The organism is Arthrobacter sp. R-11 (assembly GCF_049913155.1).
Classification (GTDB): Bacteria; Actinomycetota; Actinomycetes; order Actinomycetales; family Micrococcaceae; genus Arthrobacter.
Window position 1 is genome coordinate 840,874 of sequence record NZ_CP183979.1, and the last position, 17,600, is coordinate 858,473.

14 protein-coding genes are annotated in these 17,600 nt (G+C 66.3%); 4 read left to right on the forward strand and 10 right to left on the reverse strand.

Annotation, left to right across the window (positions count from 1 at the left end; all coding sequences use genetic code 11):
• The first annotated feature begins 185 nt into the window (after positions 1 to 185).
• Together ACN9M4_RS03810 and ACN9M4_RS03815 are read left to right on the forward strand one after the other, a co-directional pair.
• Complete coding sequence (locus ACN9M4_RS03810) at positions 186 to 1,544, forward strand: FAD-binding oxidoreductase (RefSeq protein WP_426303379.1); 1,359 nt, start codon at positions 186 to 188, stop codon at positions 1,542 to 1,544.
• Between the two features lie 119 nt (positions 1,545 to 1,663).
• Positions 1,664 to 2,923 (forward strand): MFS transporter, encoded by a 1,260-nt coding sequence (locus ACN9M4_RS03815; protein ID WP_426302240.1) that lies wholly within the window; start codon positions 1,664 to 1,666, stop codon positions 2,921 to 2,923.
• 82 nt (positions 2,924 to 3,005) lie between these two features.
• Here the strand turns inward: ACN9M4_RS03815 and ACN9M4_RS03820 are convergent, their stop codons facing one another.
• From ACN9M4_RS03820 to ACN9M4_RS03845, 6 genes are all read right to left on the reverse strand, one after another.
• Positions 3,006 to 4,241: an amidohydrolase family protein gene (locus ACN9M4_RS03820; RefSeq protein ID WP_426302241.1), complete on the reverse strand. Its 1,236-nt coding sequence runs from the start codon at positions 4,239 to 4,241 to the stop codon at positions 3,006 to 3,008.
• 24 nt (positions 4,242 to 4,265) lie between these two features.
• On the reverse strand, positions 4,266 to 5,288 hold the full coding sequence (locus tag ACN9M4_RS03825; RefSeq protein ID WP_426302242.1) for an ABC transporter ATP-binding protein: 1,023 nt from the start codon (positions 5,286 to 5,288) through the stop codon (positions 4,266 to 4,268).
• Between the two features lie 7 nt (positions 5,289 to 5,295).
• A complete protein-coding gene (locus ACN9M4_RS03830) occupies positions 5,296 to 6,354 on the reverse strand; it encodes an ABC transporter ATP-binding protein (RefSeq protein ID WP_426302243.1) in 1,059 nt (352 codons plus the stop codon).
• Positions 6,351 to 7,352 (reverse strand): ABC transporter permease, encoded by a 1,002-nt coding sequence (locus ACN9M4_RS03835; protein ID WP_426302244.1) that lies wholly within the window; start codon positions 7,350 to 7,352, stop codon positions 6,351 to 6,353. The genes ACN9M4_RS03830 and ACN9M4_RS03835 overlap by 4 nt, the downstream gene beginning before the upstream one ends.
• 63 nt (positions 7,353 to 7,415) lie before the next feature.
• A complete protein-coding gene (locus ACN9M4_RS03840) occupies positions 7,416 to 9,140 on the reverse strand; it encodes an ABC transporter substrate-binding protein (RefSeq protein WP_426302245.1) in 1,725 nt (574 codons plus the stop codon).
• 87 nt (positions 9,141 to 9,227) lie between these two features.
• Positions 9,228 to 10,244: an ABC transporter permease gene (locus ACN9M4_RS03845; protein WP_426302246.1), complete on the reverse strand. Its 1,017-nt coding sequence runs from the start codon at positions 10,242 to 10,244 to the stop codon at positions 9,228 to 9,230.
• 280 nt (positions 10,245 to 10,524) lie between these two features.
• Between ACN9M4_RS03845 and ACN9M4_RS03850 the strand changes: the two genes are divergently transcribed.
• Positions 10,525 to 11,268, forward strand: coding sequence for a GntR family transcriptional regulator (locus tag ACN9M4_RS03850; RefSeq protein ID WP_426302247.1), 744 nt, complete (start codon positions 10,525 to 10,527; stop codon positions 11,266 to 11,268).
• A gap of 93 nt (positions 11,269 to 11,361) precedes the next feature.
• On the opposite strand, the gene ACN9M4_RS03855 is transcribed toward ACN9M4_RS03850, so the two are convergent.
• The 4 genes from ACN9M4_RS03855 to ACN9M4_RS03870 all read right to left on the reverse strand — a co-directional run bounded on the left by ACN9M4_RS03855 (position 11,362) and on the right by ACN9M4_RS03870 (position 16,456).
• A complete protein-coding gene (locus tag ACN9M4_RS03855) occupies positions 11,362 to 12,774 on the reverse strand; it encodes a DUF4032 domain-containing protein (RefSeq protein ID WP_426302248.1) in 1,413 nt (470 codons plus the stop codon).
• A gap of 96 nt (positions 12,775 to 12,870) precedes the next feature.
• Entirely contained in the window at positions 12,871 to 13,953 is a 1,083-nt protein-coding gene (locus ACN9M4_RS03860) for an ABC transporter ATP-binding protein (RefSeq protein ID WP_426302249.1), read from the reverse strand.
• A gap of 216 nt (positions 13,954 to 14,169) precedes the next feature.
• The gene (gene otsB / locus ACN9M4_RS03865; RefSeq protein ID WP_426302250.1) at positions 14,170 to 14,976 is read right to left on the reverse strand and encodes a trehalose-phosphatase; all 807 of its coding nucleotides are present in this window, start codon (positions 14,974 to 14,976) and stop codon (positions 14,170 to 14,172) included.
• A complete protein-coding gene (locus ACN9M4_RS03870) occupies positions 14,966 to 16,456 on the reverse strand; it encodes an alpha,alpha-trehalose-phosphate synthase (UDP-forming) (protein WP_426302251.1) in 1,491 nt (496 codons plus the stop codon). The genes otsB and ACN9M4_RS03870 overlap by 11 nt, the downstream gene beginning before the upstream one ends.
• Before the next feature lie 175 nt (positions 16,457 to 16,631).
• Between ACN9M4_RS03870 and ACN9M4_RS03875 the strand changes: the two genes are divergently transcribed.
• Positions 16,632 to 17,516 (forward strand): DsbA family protein, encoded by an 885-nt coding sequence (locus tag ACN9M4_RS03875; RefSeq protein ID WP_426302252.1) that lies wholly within the window; start codon positions 16,632 to 16,634, stop codon positions 17,514 to 17,516.
• Positions 17,517 to 17,600 lie beyond the last annotated feature (84 nt).

Consider the following 17,600-nt stretch of genomic DNA (forward strand, 5'->3'; position numbering starts at 1 on the left):
CGGGAAGATTCCCGCCGGTTCCCGCAGGTTAAACTGGTTGGCACTGAAACACTGCGAAGACTGCCGGCTTGGCAAGTCCGCGGTGCGCATGTGAGGAATCACCCTTGTCACATCAGACGGCAGCAGCCGGGAAATCACAGGAAATCAACGCAGCGGCCAGCCCCACTGGGGCGCCGGCCGGCTTCATGGCAGAACTCGCCGCCGGCCTGGCCGCGGCACAGATCACCGCGGACGGCGGCACACTGTCCACCTACTCGATCGACCAAGGCCCGGTGGTGGACTGGCAGTTGCCGCTCGCCGTCGTGTGGGCCGAATCGGTGAAGGACGTGCAGCATGTCGCGCGCACCTGCACCAAATACGGGGTGCCGATCGTCCCCCGCGGCGCCGGGACCGGGGTATCCGGCGGGGCGCACGCCGTCAAAGGCTGCATCGTGCTCAGCCTCGAACGGATGAACCGCATCCTTGAGCTGAACCCCGAAGACGAGACCGCCGTCGTCGAACCCGGTGTCATTAACGCCGACCTCAACGAGGCTGCCGCGGAACACGGGCTGATGTACGCGCCGGACCCGGCGAGCTACCGGATCTCCACGATCGGCGGCAATGTGGCCACCAACGCGGGCGGGCTGCGCTGCGCCAAGTACGGGGTGACCCGTGATTCGGTGCTGGCCCTTGACGTGGTGCTGGCCGACGGTTCGCTCCTGCACACCGGGCACCAGACCTTCAAAGGCGTCGCCGGGTACGACCTGACTGCGTTGCTGGTCGGCTCGGAAGGGACCCTGGGGATCGTGGTCGGGGTGACCGTGCGGCTGCGCTACCTGTCCCGCGAGATCCAGACGATCGCGGCTTTCTACCCCGACTTCCGCGGCGCGGCCGCCGGAGTGCTGGCGGTCGGGAAAGCGCGCGTGCAGCCGGCCATCATGGAACTCCTGGATTATGGCAGCCTGGAGCAGTTGGACGAGCTTAACGGCACACGGCTGCTGGCACGGGGAAAATCCCTGCTACTGGTCCAGACCGACGGTTTCGGCGCGGCCGCCGAAGCGGAGGTGGTCCGGGAGGTCCTCGCCGCCGGGGGAGCGGTGGTGACCACCGAAGCCAGCGAGGAAGCCGAACGCCTCGTGGACATGCGGCGCAGCAGCCGCGGCACCGAGGTGGACGACGAATTCCGGGTGGGCGAGGACATCGCCGTGCCCCGCTCGAAGCTGGTGGACTTCGTCGCCGCGTTGGAGGACATGGCCGCCCGCCATGACGTGCGTTTGAAAGTGGTGGCGCATGCCGGCGACGGGAACCTGCACCCCACGTTCTGGGCGGACCGCGTGGACGAACTGACCGACGCCGGTACCGTGCGCCGGCTCAACGAAGCACTGGACGAGTCCATCGACGTGGGCCTGCGCCTGGGCGGCACGATCACGGGCGAGCACGGCGTGGGCCAGTACAAGCTGCGCTGGCTGGGCCTGGAACTGCCCGCGCCCGTCCGTGAACTCCAACGGCAGATCAAGGGGATCTTTGACCCGGCGGGCATCATGAATCCGGGGAAAGCGATCTGACACTCTGGTATCCCAACTCCCATGAGAAGTCATATCTGATCACGCCTTGGACTGTCATTTACTTTGCTAGATTCGCCCCCTAATCTTATTTGGTATACCAAGTAAGATTAGGGGGAACGATGAGCACACGACGGCAGCCAGTCCGCAAGCGGGCCGTGGCGTGGTCCGCCGCGGCTGTCATGGCAGCCCTGCTCCTGGTGTCCATCAACCTGAGGCCCGCCATCACCACCATGGCCGCCGTCATGGGCAAGCTCGCACACGGATACGGAGTGGACTCGCATCTCCTTCCGGTCCTGGGGGCGCTGCCCGTGCTCGCATTCGGGATATCCGCCCCGCTTGGCCCGTGGCTGGCGAAGTGGCTCGGAACCGGATGGGCCGTCGGGGTTGCCCTCCTGGTGCTCGCCGCCGCCCTTGCTGCCCGTGCCCTGGTTCCCGGATTCATCTTCCCCGGCACCTTCCTCGCGGGGGCGGCAATCATGGCGGCCAGCGTGCTGCTGCCGCAGATCGTCAAGGAATACCACGGCACCGGCTGGTGGACCGGGTTGTGCACCATGGGCTTCGGCCTGGGTGCCGCGCTTGGGGCAGGACTGGTCCAGCCCCTGCAGGCGGCGCTTGGCGGCAGCCTCGCCGGGGCCTTGGCGATCTGGGCTGTGCCAGCGGTGGTTGGTGCACTGATGGTGGGTTCAGCCGTCCGGCAAGGTCCGACCCGGTCCGGTTCTGCCGGAGGCCCGGAAACCGGTGGTCTAGCTGCGGCGAGGATCCCCCTGCGGAAGCAGCGCACCGCGTGGGCTGTTGCTGCGTTCTTCGGCCTGCAGGCACTGCTGTACTTCGCCGTCACCTCGTGGCTTGCCGTGTTCCTGGAATCCAAGGGCCTGGGCCCGGGCGAGGCTGCCTCGCTCCTGGCCTGGTTCAGCTTCGCAGGCCTGCCCGCCGGGCTCCTGGTCCCCGTGCTTGCCGGAAAGCCCGCGGTGCTCAGGCTCATGGCACCGGGCCTGGGCATCCTGATCGCCGCCGCCTTGCTCGGTGTCCTGGCAGCTCCCGCCGGGCTCCAGTTCCCCTTGGTCGGCGTCCTGGGCTTCGTGCAGAGCGCGCCCTTCGGCCTCGGCATGGCGCTGATCGTCATCCGTTCCTCCGGTCCGCGCACCGCCGGCCGGCTGTCCGCCATGAGCCAGGGCCTGGGCTTCGCGGTGGCCTCGCTGGGTCCGCTGGCCGCCGGGTTGCTGCACGAATGGAGCCGGGCCTGGGCGCCGAGCTTCGTGATGCTCGCCGTCGTGGCGCTGCTGGTGGCTGCGGCCGGATTCCTCGCCGTCAACGGACCAGTGGTCGACGCCGGTGAGGCCGTTGACCGCGAAAAGGAACCGTCCGCCGTCGGGAGCTAACAAGCAGCGCGAACGTACAGTTGAGGCCCTGAATCCGCCGGATCCAGGGCCTCAAGTGTACGTTCGCGCTGTGAGGGAGGGGTTAGACGAGCTCGAGCTGGTCCGCCACTACCTGGCCGCGGTGGAGGACCGTGCGGTCCTTGCCGCGGTCCATCACGGCTGAGGCGACCGTCTCGCCGTCGACCAGGAGCAGCTCCGCCGGGTCTCCGACGTCGACGCCGGGGCGGTGGGCCGTGCCCTTCAGGCGGGTGGCGTTCGGGTCCAGGATGCTCGCGCCGCCGATGCTGGCGATCGCGAGGCAGTGCTCGATCAGTTCGTCCTTGCGGAAGCCGTGCGTGAAAGCGAGCTGCCAGGTGCGGTCCAGCATGTCCGTGTTGCCGTACGGGGACCAGTAGTCGCGCTGGCCGTCCTGGCCGAGGCCCAGGCGGACGCCGGCCTCGGAGAGCAGGGGGATGGGCAGCTGGCCCGCGGCGCCGGCCGAGCCTGGGGCAACGGAGGCCAGGGACACGTCGAGCTCGGCGAACTCGTCGATGAGCCGGCGGGTGGTGGCTTCGTTGATGCTGCCCAGCTGGTAAGCGTGGGAAATGGTGACCTTGCCCTGCATGCCGAGGGCGCGGGTGCGTTCCAGGATGAGGTCGGTGCTGAAGACGCCCAGCTCGCCGGGTTCGTGCAGGTGGATATCGATCGGGACCTGGTACTTTTCGGCGAGGCCGAACACGATGTCCAGGTGCTTCACAGGGTCGCGGTCCAGGGTGCAGGGATCGATGCCGCCCATCACGGTGGCACCGGCCTTCAGGGACTCCTCGAGCAGTTCGGGCGTGCCCTCTTCGCGGAGCAGGCCGGCCTGCGGGAAGGCGATGATTTCGACGTCGGCCTGGCCCTTGAAGTGCTCCTTGGCGGCCAGGACGGCCTCGAAGCGTTCCAGTTTGCAATCCACATCCACCTGGGCGTAGGACCGGACGCGGGTGGTGCCGCGGGCGATCATGCGGCCCAGGGTGTCCCGCACACGCTCGTTCAGCGGAACCTCGGCATTGCGCCAGTTCAGGCGGTCGTTCATCATCATGGCCCAGACTCCGGGGGCGCCTGTGTGCTCGCGGAACGGCAGGCCGATCCGGGTGGAGTCCAAATGCACGTGCACATCGGAGAACGAGGGGACCAGCAGGCGCCCGCGGCCCTCGACGACGGTGGCGTCCCCGGCCGGGCGGGCCGGGTCATGCGGCTCGACGGCGGTGATCTTGCCGCCTGTTTTGTCCGCAACGATACTCACGTCGCTCAGGGCCTGTCCCCAGGGCCGGGCGGCGCGGATCAAGGTTTTCACAATGATGCTCCTTTGTTGATGGGTCTATTGCACACCGGCGGCCAGCGGGCTCGCCAGAGTGGTGTGGTGGCAGGCCGGCGAGCCGGCGACGGCGGGGGCCGGGACGTCGCCGATGCAAAGCTGCCGCTGTTCCTCGCCGAGGGTGCTGAACAACGGGCAGCGGGTGCGGAAGACACAGCCGCTGGGCGGATTCGCCGGGGAGGGCAGATCGCCGCGGAGCCGGATCTTCTCCTGGGCGCGGGCCTGCCGCGGGTCCGGCAGGGGGACGGCGGAAAGCAGTGCCTGCGTGTAAGGGTGGCGCGGATTGGCGAACAGTTCGTCGCGGGAACCCTGCTCCACCATCTTGCCCAGGTACATCACCGCAACCTGGTCCGAAATGTGCCGGACCACCGAGAGGTCGTGCGCGATGAAGATGTAGGAAACCCCCGTGTCCTGCTGGATCTCCTGCAACAGGTTGACCACCTGGGCCTGCACCGAGACGTCCAGCGCGGACACCGGTTCGTCGCAGACGATCACGGACGGATTCAAGGAGATGGCCCGCGCGATGCCCACGCGCTGGCGTTGGCCGCCCGAGAACTCGTGCGGGAAGCGGTTGTAGTGCTCGGCCTTGAGGCCCACCTGCTCGAGGAGTTCCTTGACCCGGTTTTTCAGGCCGCCCGGAGGGGTGACCTTCTGCGCCACCATGGGTGCCGCGATGGCCGTTCCGATGCTCTGCCTTGGGTTCAAGGATGCGAAGGGATCCTGGAAGATCATCTGCACCTTGCGCCGGAAATGGTAGAGGTCCCGGCCGCGCAGTTCGCTGATGTCCACGCCGTCGACGACGATCCGCCCGCCGGTGGGGTCCATCAGCCGGGCGATCATGCGGCCCGTGGTCGACTTGCCGCAGCCCGACTCACCCACGAGCCCCAAAGTCTTGCCGCGTTCGAGGCTGAACGAGACGCCGTCGACGGCTTTGACGGTGCGCTTCCCGCCCGGGGCGAACAGCCCGGTCTTGATGGGGAAGTGTTTCTGGAGGTTCTCCACCTGGAGAATTGCGTGCTGTTCCATGGTGGTCCTATCGGGGATTCCGGATGCTGAGGATCTGCGGGAGGCCCAGGTGGCAGCGTGTGCCGTGCCCGTCCTCGCTGGTGAACTGCGGCCGCTGCGATTCGCAGACGCCGTGGCCGGCGAGGGCCGCGTACTCGCAGCGCGCGCTGAAGATGCAGCCCTGCGGCGGGGCAAGGAGCGACGGCGGCTGGCCGGGGATCGGGTTCAGCCGGCCGGACTTCGTGGTCAGCGTGGGCATGGACTTGAGCAGGCCGAGCGTGTATGGGTGCCGGGTGTCGTAGAAGATCTCGTCCACCGGTCCGGACTCGACGCACTGCCCGCCGTACATGACCAGCACGTCGTCGCACACCTCTGCTACAACCCCGAGGTCGTGGGTGATGAGGATCAGCGCCGAGTTCGTTTCCTGCTGGAGCTCGGACATGAGGTCCAGGATCTGGGCCTGAACCGTGACGTCAAGTGCCGTGGTGGGCTCGTCGGCGATCAGCAGTTCCGGCTCGCAGATCAGGGCCATGGCGATCATGGCACGCTGCCGCATGCCGCCGGAGAAGTGGTGCGGGTACTCGTCGAAGCGCATGTCCGGGCTGGGGATTCCCACCCTGCCCAGCATGTCGACGGCGGCGGCCCGGGCCTGCTTCTTGCTCGCCTTGTTGTGCACCAGGTACGCCTCGGCGATCTGGTGGCCCACGGTGTAGAAGGGGTGCAGCGCCGAGAGCGGATCCTGGAAGATCATGCCGATGTTGCGCCCGCGGAGCTGGCGCATGCCGGCTTCGGGCAGCGTCACCAGGTCCTTGCCCTGGAAGAGCGCCTCCCCGGTGACCTGGGCGGAGGTGCCCTTGAGCAGGCCCATGAGCGCCTGGCTGGTGACGGACTTGCCGGAACCGGATTCGCCCACGATGCCGAGGGTCTGGCCGCGTTCGAGTGTGAAGTCCATGCCGTTCACCGCGGAAACGACGCCGTCGTCGGTGGGGAATTTCACGGACAGGTTCCGGACTTCCAGGAAAGCACCGGTCTTGGTGCTGCCGGAGGCCAGGGGGCTTGGCGTGGAAGTCTGGCTGGGCTGGGTCATTGGAGTCTCACTCGGGGGTCAATGGCTGCGTAGGCGAGGTCGACGACGACGTTCGCGACGATCACGAAGAAGGCGGCCAGCATGGTGATGGCCATGGTGACGGGCAGGTCGCCGGAGATGGCCGCGCGGACGGCAGTGAAGCCGAGGCCGGGAACCGAGAAGATCTGTTCGGTCAGTACGGCGCCGCCAAGGAGCAGGCCGATGTCCATGCCCAGCATGGTCACCACGGGGGTGATGCCGGCGCGCACGCCGTGCTTGAAGGTGACGGTGCGCGGCGCCAGGCCCTTGGCGCGGGCGGTCCGGATGAAGTCCTCGCCGAAGGTCTCGATCATGTTGGTGCGGGTCACCCGGATGTAGGAGGCGCTGAACAGCACGGCGAGGGCGATCCACGGCAGGAGGTAATTCAGGAGCCAGGCCCACGGCCCCTGCGCACCGAAGGGGCTGTTGATCTCGTTGGTGGTGAACGGCAGCAGGTGGAACTGGTTGACGAACACCAGCAGCAGGAACAGGCCGGTGACGGGAATGGGCAGCGAAACGCCCACCGAGGCGGCGCCGACGATGAATTTGTCTGTCGGGGAGCCCTTGCGCAGGGCGGCCAGGAGGCCGAGCCCGACGCCGGAGAGGGTCCAGAGGACCAGGGCGCCGATGGCCATGGAGAAGGTGTAGGGAAGCGAACGGGCGATGATGTCCGAGACGTTTTCGTTGGTCTGGAACGACTTGCCAAGGCACGGCCACTGGCAGAGGGACTCTGCGCCGGGGGCGCCGATCATGCGGGACGAGAACAGTCCGCGCATGTACTCCACGTACTGGACCAGGAAGGGCTGGTCCATGCCGAGGGCCACACGGGCTTCCTGCACGCGCTCGGGGGTGCATTCCTGGCCGCAGGCCGCGGACGCCGGATCCGCGGGGCCGAACTGGAAAAGCGTGAAGGTGATGAAGCTGACGGCGACGAGAAGCAGGAACAGGGAGCCTGTCCGGCGAAGGATGAAACGGATCATGGTGCTGGTTGCGGGCCGCCCGGGGTCTGCCGGGCGGCCCGCGTCTCCTTTGCGATGAGGCGGTTAGTGTTCGACGCCGACGATCGAGAGGTCGATGCCGCCGAAGAAGTAACCCACCTGGGCGTTGCGGATGTTGGAGCCCACCACGCTGTTGGTGTGGCTGCGGATGAGCGGGATGATCGGGTAGCGCTTCAGGGCCTTGTTGAACTCTTCGGCCCACTTCTTGCCCAGTTCTTCGGAGGTGCCGGCCGTGTTGCGCAGCTGGTACATGGCTTTGGAAACCTCCGGGTCGAAGTAGCGGGAGGTGTTGGAGAAGCCGTAGCTGGTGCCGTCGTTGTTCGGGCCCAGGATCGGGTCTGCCGAGGTACGGACCGAGGACGGGTCGGCGCCGCCGCACCAGCCGGAACGGCCCATGTCCGGCAGCTGTTCGCTGGCGAGCACGGAGTAGTAGTTCGGGGCCGGGATCGGCACGAGCTGCACGTCGATGCCCAGGGCCTTGAGGTTCTGCTGGACCACGGTGCCGGTGTTCTTGTAGGAGTCGCGGTTGTTGGCGTAGCCGTAAGTGAGGGTCTTCGGGTAGTCCTTGCCTTCGAGGAGCTTCTTGGCTTCTTCCAGCTTGGGCTTGCCCGCGGGGTCGATCTCCAGGCCCGGGTCCGCGTAGCCGACCATCTTCGAGTTCAGCGGGCTCTGCTCAAGCTCGCCGAAGCGGCGTCCGCCGTACTGGACCAGGATGGACTGGCGGTCCAGGGCGAGGGCGATTGCCTTGCGGACGTCCGGGTCCTTGAGCTTTTCGGTGTTCAGGCTCAGCACGTCGTTGCAGCCGAGCAGGCCGGAGGCCACGCGGTCCTTCACCTGCGGGTCGGTCAGCTTGGCCGAGTCCGAGGTCTGCATTGCGCCGTTGGAGTCAAGGGTGATGGCGTTGGGGTCCGAGTTGGCGAGCAGCTGCTGGCTGATGGTGCTCTGGGACGTGGAGAGCGAGAAGCTGAAGGTGTCCGGGAGGGCGGTGCGATTGGTATCGGTGGCCGGGTCCCAGTGCGGGTTGCGGACCAGCTTGAGCGACTTGCCGCGGCTGTAGGACTCCACCATGTAGGGGCCGGAGGACACCGGGTGGTTGGTGTAGTCCAGCTTGGTGTCCTTGCCCTTCGGGACGGGCGCCGTGTTTGAACGCGAGGCAAGTGCCGGGAACTCTGCGAACGGCTTCTTCAGGTGGAAGATGACGGTGCGCGCATCGGGGGTTTCCACTGCCTTGAGCACGGCGGAAGGATCCTTGTATGGGCCCTTGTATCCGCCGTCGTCGAGCGCTGCGTTAAGCTCCTGCGGGGCCTGGGTGTAAACGTCCTGCGCGAAGGTCCGCTCGACGCCGTACTTGATGTCGGCAGAGGTGATCGGGCTGCCGTCCTCGAATTTGATCCCTTCCTTGAGCGTGTAGGTCCAGCTCAGGCCGTCCTTGGAGACCTTGCCTGTGTCCGTGGCGAGGTCGGGAACCACGGTGGGCGGCTGGCCCGCGGTTTCCTTCGCCATGGTCAGTGTGCGGTAGTACAGCTGGCCGACGTTGGCCGTCTGGACGTAGTTGCTGTTTCCGGGATCCAGGGTCTGGAAGTCCGAAGACATCAGGACGTTGACGTTGCCGCCTTTGGTGGTGAAGCCGGACTTCACGATCTGCGGCGCGGACTCGGTAACCGGGCCTGCCGAAGCGTTGTTGCCCGGCTGGCTCTGGCCCGCCGCGCAGCCTGAGGCGGCGGTGGCGATCAGCACGGCAAGGGCAAGCGCCCTGCTGCGGTTCTTCATGGTTCTCCTCGTTGAGTGGGTTTGACGGAGTCGGGTGGATGGAACGGAGTGTTGGGTGGAACGGACTTGGAACGGACTTGGAACGGATTAGTGGCGGGAGGCCTTGGGGTCCAGGGCATCGCGCACGGCGTCGCCCAGAAGGTTGAAGGTCAGGACAGTGACGATGAGCATGACGCCGGGAACGGCCAGGAACCACGGATCGCTCAGGTACCAGTTGCCGGCCTGGGCCGCGTTGAGCATCTGGCCCCACGACGGTGTGGGGTCCTTGACGCCGACGCCCAGGAAGGACAGCGCCGCCTCGGCGGAGATGTTGGTGGGAATGAGCATGGTGGCGTAGACCAGCACCACGCCCATCACGTTGGGGATGATCTGGCGGAACAGGATGCTCAGGTGCGAGGATCCGAAAGACCGGGCCGCCTCGACGAACTCGCGCTCGCGCAGGCTGAGCACCTGGCCGCGCACGATCCGGGCCAGGTACGCCCACCCGAAGAAGCCCAGGATGATCACCAGCGAGGCCATGGGCAGGAAGCTGCCCTGGCCCAGCGGAGTATCCCGCAGCCGTGACTGCAGGATCGGCGTCAGGGACAGGACCAGGAGCAGGTGCGGAAAGGCGAGGAACAGGTCCATGATGCGGCTGATGATCGCGTCGGTCTTGCCGCCGAAGTAGCCGGCCGCCGCGCCCAGGACGGTGCCCAGGACAACGGAAACTGCCGTGGACAGCAGTGCGATGGTCAGGGAGACCTGGCCGCCGAAGGCCAGCCGGGCGAACAGGTCGCGGCCAAGGCCCGGTTCCACGCCAAGCCAGTGGCTGGCGGAGGGGTACATGTAGCCCGGAAGCGGGAGGCCCGGGGTTTCGAAGTCGTCCAGGACCTCAGGGCTGGTGTTGGAGGTGAAGGGATCATTGCCGGACATGGCGCTGAGGACCGGCGCGAGGACCGCGAACAGCATGATGGCCACCACTACGCACAGGCTGAGGAGGGCAATCTTGCTGCGGCGGATCCTCAGCCAGGCGGTGGCCAGCAGTGAACGGGCCTCGGCGGGGCGGGCCTCGGCTGTGGCCGCGTTCGCGGTGCCAGGCTCGGCTGGGGACTGAAGCTGAGTCAACGGAAAAGCTCGTTTCGTGGTTCGAGGAGCGCGCTCCGGAACGTTTTGTATACCAAACTCAGGCTAGGATAGTTCGAGTGCGATGTAAATCACAAAATGGCCATTGTCTGGAATACCAAACACCGCGTTGCGTGGGACCAGGCAATTGCCCGAGGATGCCGCGGCGGCACAAGGAAGGAAACACAGTGTGGATACGTGCTCGTAATGGCGCCGGACGGCCCCGCGGTACTGCGGATCAGCCGTTTCGGCCCGTGTATGCTCGGGTGAAAAGATGGGCGGTATGACCCGCCATGCTCCGGCAGTCCGCGCCGGGGCTGTGAGCTGGAAAGGGGCCATGCCGATGTCGACGCCGGTTACGGGAACGCTGAACGCAAGGGACGACGAAGCCCGTGCGGAACAGGTTTACCAGCTGGTCCTTGAAGGGATCGTCGCCGGCGAGTACGCGCAAGGAACCCGGCTGCGCGAGCGTGAGCTGTCCGAGCTCTACAACGTCTCACGGATCCCGGTTCGCGAGGCCATCCAGCGGCTGGAGCAGGACGGCTTCGTGGAGACCTTCCCCCGCCGCGGCGCGGTGGTACGCCGGCTGAGCCTCAGCGACGTCAACGACCTGTTCGACGTTCGGCTGTGCCTGGAAACCTTCGCCGCGAGGATGGCTGCCGTTCAGGTCGCGCAGGGCGCACCGGGTGAGAGCCTGCAGGAACTGCTCGACGCCGGGCGGCAGGCAATCGACGACGGCCGGACCGACGACGTCGTACGGCTGAGTGCCGCGTTCCACGCGGAGATCGTGCGGCTTTCCGCTAACCGCCTGCTGATCGAATCGGTTAAGCCGCTGTTCGGAAGGATGCGCTGGATCTTCGGCCTGGCGCACAACCGCAGCAGCGAACTCCAGCGCGACGAGCACGTGGAACTGTGCAAGGCGATCCTCGGCGGCCACGCCGATCTTGCCTACTCCTTGGCGTACACCCACATCGAACTGGGCCGCGAACCCGTGCTCAGGGGGCTCGCGGGAACGCTGGAACCCTAGAACCCCTTAACCTTGGAACCCCTTAACCTTGGAACCCCTTAACCCCGACGGCCGGGTTGCTTCCCGCAGGCAGCAACCCGGCCGTCGTCATCATCAGTCGTCTGCGTCCGGATAGTCGTCAAGGTCGCTGTACCGCGACTCTTCGGTTTCGACTTCCAAAATCTTCAGCAGCTCGGTATCGGGGTTGAGCATGATCGCCGCCTCGTCCCGCCGGTGGCGCAGCACAGTGTCCAGATAGGACTGCACGGTTTCGGCCAACGGGATGTGGCGGTCCTGCTTCTGGCTCATGTACCAGCGGTGTTCGAGGACTTCGTGGACCACCTCCGCCGGTTCCAGCTTGCCCGCCAGTTCGCGCGGGATGGAGCGCACAATCGGCTCGAAGATCTGGCTCACCCACATGTGGGCGCTGTATTCCTCGTCCATGTCCGGATTGTTGTCCGCGCGGAAGGAGTCCATGTCGTTGAGCAGGCGGCGGGCCTGGTTTTCCTGGGCATCCAGCCCGGTGAGGCGCAGCAGCCGCCTTTGGTGGTGGCCGGCGTCGACCACTTTGGGCTGCAACTGGATGGTCGAACCGTCCGCGGTGGTCTTGATGGCGTACTCCTCGACGTCGAAGCCGAGTTCGTTAAGGCGCCGGATACGGGCCCCGACGCGCCAGCGTTCCCCAAGCTCGAAGGATTCCTTCCCGGTGAGCTCGGCCCAGAGCCTGCGGTAGGAATCCATGATGAGTTCCGAGGTGGCCACGGGGTCCACTTTGTCCTCGATGAGTCCGCCGTCCAGCAGGTCCATCAGCTCACCGGCGATGTTCACGCGGGCGATCTCCAGATCGTACTCGCGCTGCCCGGTGGACAGGTCCGGGTACAGTTCGCCGGTCTCGGCATCCACGAGGTAAGCGGCGAAGGCGCCCGCGTCGCGGCGGAACAGGGTGTTGGAAAGCGAAACGTCGCCCCAGTAGAAGCCGATCAGGTGCAGGCGCACCAGCAGGAGGGCCTGGGCGTCGATCAGGCGGGTCAGGGTGTCCTTGCGGAGCATCTGCGAGAACAGGGCGCGGTACGGCATGGAGAACTTCAGGTGCCGGGTGACGAGCACCGGGTTCAGCGGCTTGCCGTCGGGCGTGGTGCGGCCGGTGATCACGGCGACCGGTTCAACGCAGGGGACGTCCAGCCGGGCGAGTTTGCGGAGCATGTGGTACTCGTGGCGGGCCACGTGCTCGGAGGTTTCCTTGATGGCGATGACCGAGCCGCCCAGGTGGGCGAAACGCACGATGTGCCGGGAGATGCCGCGCGGCAGGGCGGCGAGGTTTTCCGCCGGCCAGTCCTCCAGCGCGATATGCCAGGGAAGATCCAGCAGTTCGGGATCCGCGGCGGCTGCGGTGATGTTGAGCGAGCCGATCACGCTCGCCGGGGGAGCGGTGTCCTTTGCGCTGGCGGCCTCGGTGCGGGGCAGCTTGCCGATCTGCCCGTAGTCGGTCGGTTCGTCATGCCACTGGGCTCCGCTTTGCTCGGTCATGGTGTCAATTCTTCCGTATGAAATGTGCGGTTAACGCCGACGGCGGCCCATCCGTGTGGAGGAGCCGCCGTCGGTTATGCGGTTATGCGGTGGGGATTAGTCGCCCAGGCGCAGGCCCGTCTTGGTGTCGAACAGGTGCACGTGGCCCGACTGCGGGCGGACCCAGATGGACTCACCCTTCATCGGGGGGCGGCGGCCGTCGACGCGGGCCACGATGTCGTGGTCCTTGCCGTCCAGCGTGGTGTGGCCGTAGACGTAGGCGTCGGCGCCGAGCTCTTCGACGACGTCGACCTCAACCTGCAGGCCTTCACCGGCGCCGGCGGTCTCGAGGTCTTCCGGACGGGTGCCGAGGGTCACGGTGCGGCCGTGGGCCTCTTCCAGGACGTCTGCCGGAACCGGGTAGACGGTGCCGCCGAACTGGACGCCGCCGTCGACAACGGGCAGTTCCAGCAGGTTCATGGCGGGGGAGCCGATGAAGCCGGCAACGAAGACGTTCTGCGGGCGGTCGTAGAGGTTGCGCGGGGTGTCAACCTGCTGCAGCAGGCCGTCCTTGAGCACTGCGACGCGGTCGCCCATGGTCATGGCCTCGACCTGGTCGTGGGTCACGTAGACCGTGGTGACGCCGAGGCGGCGGGTCAGGGACGCGATCTGGGTGCGGGTCTGGACACGGAGCTTGGCGTCCAGGTTGGACAGCGGCTCGTCCATGAGGAAGACCTGCGGGTTACGGACGATTGCACGGCCCATGGCAACGCGCTGGCGCTGACCACCGGAGAGGGCCTTCGGCTTGCGGTCCAGGTACTGCTCAAGGTCAAGGAGCTTGGCGGCTTCGCGGACGCGCTCTGCGCGCTCTTCCTTGGAAACTCCGGCGATCTTCAGCGCGAAGCCCATGTTGTCCGCAACGGTCATGTGCGGGTACAGGGCGTAGTTCTGGAAGACCATGGCGATGTCGCGGTCCTTCGGCGGAACGTCGGTGACGTCGCGGTCGCCAATCAGGATACGGCCGGAGTTCACGTCCTCAAGGCCTGCGAGCATGCGCAGGGAGGTGGACTTACCGCAACCGGAGGGTCCAACGAGGACCAGGAATTCGCCATCGGCGATGTCGATGTTCAGCTTATCGACGGCGGGCTTATCTGTGCCCGGGTACAGACGCGTAGCGTTATCAAAAGTAACTGTAGCCACAGTTATCAATCCCTTCACCGGCAGGTACGTGCCGGACGATCCGTTGTGAATGGTTCATGTTTATTCAGTTGGACTCCCCGCCGGCTCGCGCTTGGAAAGCGGTCGGGGCGGGGAGCTCATGCGACGCCGCACGGTGTCTGTGCGCCGCGTCACACAAGAGAGTATGCCAGAAATCGTTTTTTACGAAGCAAATGTTACGCCCGTCACATTTTCCGGCTATTCCGGGGTGACGTTCTCCCGGCGCTCCCGGAGCAAGGCTTCAAGGAGTTCGGCCACGTGGACCGGCGCCTCGACCCGGAATTCCGCCTGGGTGAAGTCCAGCCCCACCTTGACCCCGACATCCCCGGGGTGGAGCCTGGCCAGTGCGTCCTCGTCGGTGACGTCGTCCCCGGCAAACAGCACAGCCGTTGCCCCGGTGGCCTGGCGCAGGAAAGCCAGCGCCTCGCCCTTGGAGGTGTGCACCACCGAGGTCTCCAGGACCCGCTTGCCGTCCTTCAGGTACACGCCGTGCATGTCCTGCAGCGCGGTGCGGGCCGCCTCGACCGCGTCTTCGGCCACGTCGTCGTCCGCCGTCCGGGTATGGAGCACGACGCCGGCCGGTTTGTCTTCGAGGAGCGTCCCGGGAGCGATGGCCACTATTTCGGCGAGGATCCCCCGGACCTCCGCCAGCAGGGCCTCCTGGTCCGGGTCCAGCCGCAGTTCGGCGGAGCCGGGTCCCAGCCAGGCCTCCGCGCCGTGGCTGCCGATCAGCAGGGTGGCGGCAGGAGGGGCGGCGACCGCACGCAGGCTGGACAGGGCGCGCCCGGAGATGAGCGCCGTCGTCGTGCGCGGCAGGGCGGCGAGTTCGGCGAAAGCGGCAGCCGAACGCGGAAGGGGGCGCGCGTCGCCGGCATGGTCGACGATCGGCGAGATGGTCCCGTCGAAATCCATGGCCACCAGCAGCTGCTCGGTTTCCGCGATGGTGCGCACGGCATCGAGGAGCCCGGGGGAGAGGCTCAGGGGCGGTTTGTTCTCAGCTGTCATCGCGCACCACCGTTTCAGCCAAGGCGGCCAGGAATTCGGAGGACCAGTGGTCGACGTCGTGATCCAGGATCTGCTTGCGCATGGCGCGCATCCGGCGCCGGGACTCGTTGGCCGGCAGTTCGACGGCTCGCATGATGGTGTTCTTGAGTCCGTCGATGTCGTGCGGATTCACCAGCAGGGCCTGTTTGAGCTGGTCCGCCGCGCCCGTGAATTCGCTCAGCACCAGCGCGCCCGTGTGCTTGGTCCGGGCGGCGACGTATTCCTTGGCCACGAGGTTCATGCCGTCCCGCAGCGCCGTGACCAGCATGACGTCCGCGGCGAGGTAGAGGGCGACCATTTCCTCCACCGGGTAACTGTGGTGCAGGTAGCGCACCGCCGTGTTCTGCATGGTGTCGTAGCTGCCGTTGATGTGGCCCACCGTGCCTTCGATCTCCTCGCGGAGGATCCGGTACTGTTCCACGCGCTCCCGGCTGGGGCTGGCCACCTGGATGAGGGTGGCGTCCTGGACTGCCAGCCGGCCTTCCTGAAGGAGCTCCTCAAAGGCCTTGAGCCGGTGGCGGATGCCCTTGGTGTAGTCCAATCGGTCCACACCCAGAAGGATCGTCCGCGGATTGCCGAGGTCCTGGCGGATCTGCCGGGCACGTTCGATGATGTCCGGCCGCTCGGCGAGCTCGCTGATCTGCTCCACCGCGATGGAAATCGGGAAGGGCTGGGCGCGGGCAATGTGCGTGACCTTGCCGGTCGAATCCCTGACATGCACCTGCTGCTGCTTGACGCTCGCGCCGAGGAAGCGGCGGGCCGAACGCATGAAGTTCGCGGCATCGCTCGGGCGCTGGAAGCCCACCAGGTCCGAGCCGAGCAGGCCTTCGATGATCGCCTGCCGCCAGGGCAGCTGGGCAAAGATTTCCGGTGGCGGGAACGGAATGTGGTTGAAGAAGCCGATTTTCAGGTCCGGCCGTGCCCGGCGCAGCATCTGGGGGACCAGCTGCAGCTGGTAATCCTGCACCCAGATGGTGGCGTTCTTGTCGGCGGATTGCACGACGGCGTCGGCGAACCTTTGGTTCACGCGGCGGTAGGCGTCCCACCAGGTCCGGTGGAACTCCGGACGGGCGATGACGTCGTGGTAGAGCGGCCACAAGGTGGCGTTGGAAAAGCCTTCGTAATACAGCTCAACATCGTCCGCGCTGAGCTGCACGGGGACCAGGTCCATGTCGTCGTGGCTGAACGGCTCCAACGGTTCGTCCGGGGCGCCGTGCCAGCCGACCCACGCGCCGTCGCTCTTTGCCATGAAGGGGGCCAGCGCCGTCACCAGGCCGCCGGGGGAGCGTCGCCAGCCTTCGCCGTTATTGGCCGTGTCCTCAGCGGAACAGCGGTCCACGGGCAGCCGGTTGGAGACCACCATGAAGTCGTATTTGGCCGGCGCCGGCGAGGGTCTTTTCCTCGCCTTGGCCATGAGTTTTTCGCTTGCCGGTTCCTGCATTACTGCTCCCTGGGATTGCTTGTGACTCACATCCCACCCTACCGGCGGGAATCATCACCCACATCCGCTCGTTCATTGGACGGGGTTGGCGCCCTCGGCCGACTGTGCGGTTTCACCCGTAAACTGGCCCCAGTGCCATACCCCAGTACCAAAGCCGACGATCAACGAGGAACTGATGAGCCCCGCAAACGAACCGCGCCTGTCCAAGGCAGAGCGCACCGCCCAGGCCCGGGAAAGGGCCCGCGAGATCCGCGAAGCGCAGCTGAAGAAGGACAAACGGAACAAGCTGCTCATTGGCTGGGGCATCGTGGTTGCCGTGGTGGTGATCATCGGCATCATCGCTTTGACCGTCATGCAGGGCATCCAGAGCAACGCCCCGATCGCGGATAAGGGCCCGACGCCGGCCAACGGCAATGTGCACGGCGGCGTGACGCTGCTGAAGGGCACCGAAGTGGCCAAGTCCGAGGCCGCTAGCGTTGACCTCGCCTCGTTGCCGTCTGCACCGGCCACCAAGCCCGCCACCGTCGTGGCTCCCGGCGCCGAAGCGGAAGCTGGAAAGCCCGTCAAGGTCGTGGCGTACATCGACTTCATCTGCCCGATCTGCAAACAGTTCGAAACCGCTTACGGCGAGACCCTGACCAAGCTGCGGGACGAAGGGAAGATCACCCTGGAATACCGCCCCCTGGGCTTCCTGGACCGCCAGTCCACCACCAACTACTCCTCCCGTGCCGCCAACGCAGCGGCCTGCGTGGCCAACGTTTCGCCGGACAAGTACGCAGCCTTCTTCAACCTGCTGTTCGAACGCCAGCCTGCTGAAGGCAGTGCCGGCATCTCCGACGACGAGCTCAAGAAGATGGCCACCGAAGTGGGCTCCGCGAGCATCGACTCCTGCGTGGAGAACAAGACCTACCGTCCCTACGTGAAGGTCATTACCCAGGAGACGCTGAACGTCGGCGTCACCGGCACGCCCACCGTCTTCATCGACGGCAAGCAGTGGGACGGCAAGACGACTCCCGACTTCGTCGGCGAGCTGAACAAGGTCATCGCCGCGAAGAAGTAGCTTCTTCCACCTGTAAGCGGGCCGTGTGCTGTTGGATTCAGCGCGCGGCCCGCCTTTGCGTTTTTGGAGGGTGGGCCCTGGAAT

Bases quoted from the DNA above. Each gene is read 5' to 3' on its own strand.
- ACN9M4_RS03835 (WP_426302244.1), bottom strand. From the start codon at position 7,352: ATGATCCGTTTCATCCTTCGCCGGACAGGCTCCCTGTTCCTGCTTCTC.
- otsB (WP_426302250.1), bottom strand. From the start codon at position 14,976: ATGACAGCTGAGAACAAACCGCCCCTGAGCCTCTCCCCCGGGCTCCTC.
- ACN9M4_RS03875 (WP_426302252.1), top strand. From the start codon at position 16,632: ATGAGCCCCGCAAACGAACCGCGCCTGTCCAAGGCAGAGCGCACCGCC.
- ACN9M4_RS03855 (WP_426302248.1), bottom strand. From the start codon at position 12,774: ATGACCGAGCAAAGCGGAGCCCAGTGGCATGACGAACCGACCGACTAC.
- ACN9M4_RS03830 (WP_426302243.1), bottom strand. From the start codon at position 6,354: ATGACCCAGCCCAGCCAGACTTCCACGCCAAGCCCCCTGGCCTCCGGC.
- ACN9M4_RS03815 (WP_426302240.1), top strand. From the start codon at position 1,664: ATGAGCACACGACGGCAGCCAGTCCGCAAGCGGGCCGTGGCGTGGTCC.
- ACN9M4_RS03825 (WP_426302242.1), bottom strand. From the start codon at position 5,288: ATGGAACAGCACGCAATTCTCCAGGTGGAGAACCTCCAGAAACACTTC.
- ACN9M4_RS03840 (WP_426302245.1), bottom strand. From the start codon at position 9,140: ATGAAGAACCGCAGCAGGGCGCTTGCCCTTGCCGTGCTGATCGCCACC.
- ACN9M4_RS03850 (WP_426302247.1), top strand. From the start codon at position 10,525: ATGACCCGCCATGCTCCGGCAGTCCGCGCCGGGGCTGTGAGCTGGAAA.
- ACN9M4_RS03870 (WP_426302251.1), bottom strand. From the start codon at position 16,456: ATGCAGGAACCGGCAAGCGAAAAACTCATGGCCAAGGCGAGGAAAAGA.
- ACN9M4_RS03810 (WP_426303379.1), top strand. From the start codon at position 186: ATGGCAGAACTCGCCGCCGGCCTGGCCGCGGCACAGATCACCGCGGAC.